This is a genomic window from Nocardia sp. NPDC004604 (assembly GCF_040609795.1).
Taxonomy (GTDB): Bacteria; Actinomycetota; Actinomycetes; order Mycobacteriales; family Mycobacteriaceae; genus Nocardia.
In genome coordinates, this window is record NZ_JBEXLC010000329.1 from 1 (window position 1) to 1800 (window position 1800).

Annotated in this window: 1 protein-coding gene; it reads left to right on the top strand. The window is 70.3% G+C overall.

The features are described from left to right. Window positions 1-1800: condensation domain-containing protein (locus ABZW16_RS43900; protein WP_354962093.1), on the top strand; the 1800-nt coding region annotated here is incomplete at both ends.

Here is a 1800-nt window from a genome sequence, read left to right on the forward strand (position 1 = left end):
CTGGACACGCTGCCGGTGACCGAGAGCGGCAAGCTCGACCGCGCCGCGCTACCCGTTCCGGACTTCAGTTCGGCTCGCGCCGAGTTCCGGGCGCCGGTCACCGATGTCGAGAAGACACTGGCCGGACTGTTCGCCGAGGTGTTGGGTATCGACACGGTCGGTCTCGACGACTCGTTCTTCGCCCTGGGCGGCGACAGCATCATGTCGATCCAGCTGGTCACCCGGGCCCGAGCGGCCGGGGTGGTGTTCTCCACGCGGGAGGTGTTCGAACGCAAGACCGTCGCCGGGCTGGCCCAGATCGCGGTCCAGGACAGTGCCGCGGCGGTCGCCCTGCCGGCGGAACTCCCCGGCGCGGGCGTGGGGTCGGTGCCTTTGACCCCGATCATGTGTTGGATGTTCGAACGCGGCGGGTTCGACCGGTTCAGCCAATGGACGATGCTCACCCTGCCCGACGGCATCGACCGGACCGGAATCGAAACCACCGTGCAAGCGGTGATCGACCACCACGACATGCTGCGCGCTCAACTCCTTCCCGACCCCGCACACCCCACCGGATGGGCGCTGCAGGTGCGGCCGACCGAGGTAAGCGCCGCCGCACTGATCCGGCGCGTGCCGGTGACAGTTGCGCCGGACAGCGCCTACTTCGCGGCCATCGCCGACGCGGAGGCGAATGCGGCCGCCGAGCGCCTCGACCCCGCTGCGGGCGTCATGCTGCAGTTGGTCTGGTTCGACTGGGCGGACCGGCCCGGGCGGCTGATGGTTGTCGTACAGCATCTGGTTGTCGATGGGGTGTCGTGGCGGATCCTGGTTCCCGACTTCGCTTCGGCGTGGGCCCAGATCAGTGCCGGGCAACCACCACAACTCACGCCCGTGGGTACCTCGATGCGGCGTTGGGCGTATGGCCTGAACACCGCTGCCGAGAGCGTCGATGAACTCGACTGGTGGCGCTCCACCCTCGAGACCGCCGATCCGGCGATCGGTCCCCGCCCGCTCGACCCGGCCGTGGACGTCCAAGCCAGTGTCGCCACCGTGGAGGTGACACTGCCGACCGCGGTCACCCGCGCGGTGCTGACCACCCTGCCGCAAGCGTTCCGCGGCAACGTCGACGACGCCCTGATCGCCGGGCTCGCCCTGGCACTGGCGCGATGGCGTCACCGCCATGGCGAGGACAGCACCGAGGCGCTGCTCACCCTCGAAAGCCACGGCCGCCACGACACACCGCTGCCCGGCGCCGACCTCACCCGCACCGTCGGCTGGTTCACCACCACCTACCCGGTGCGCCTGGACCTGTCCGGTATCGACATCGACGACGTGTTCGCCGCCGGTGCTGCCGCGGGGGCGGTCGTCAAGTCGGTCAAGGAACAACTGCGCGCGGTTCCCGCCCGCGGAATCGGCTACGGGCTGCTGCGCTACCTCAACCCCGACACCACCCCCATCCTGGCCGCACTACCCGACCCGCAGGTCAGCTTCAACTACCTCGGCCGCTTCGACACCATCCCCACCCAGTTGCGTGAGATCGGCTGGATGCCCGCCGGCGGCGACACCGACGGCGGCGGCATCCAGAACCCCGACGCGGCCGCGGCAGCCGTGCTCGCCATCAACGCCGCCACCACCGACACCCCCGACGGCCCCGCCCTGACCGCCTCCTGGGACTACCCGACCGGTCTGCTCACCAGCGGCGAGGTCACCGAGATCGCCGAACTGTGGCGCGACGCCGTGACAGCGCTGGCCACCCACGCGTCCCGACCCGGTGTCGGCGGGCTGACACCCTCGGATCTCGGCCTCGTCGACCTCGACCAG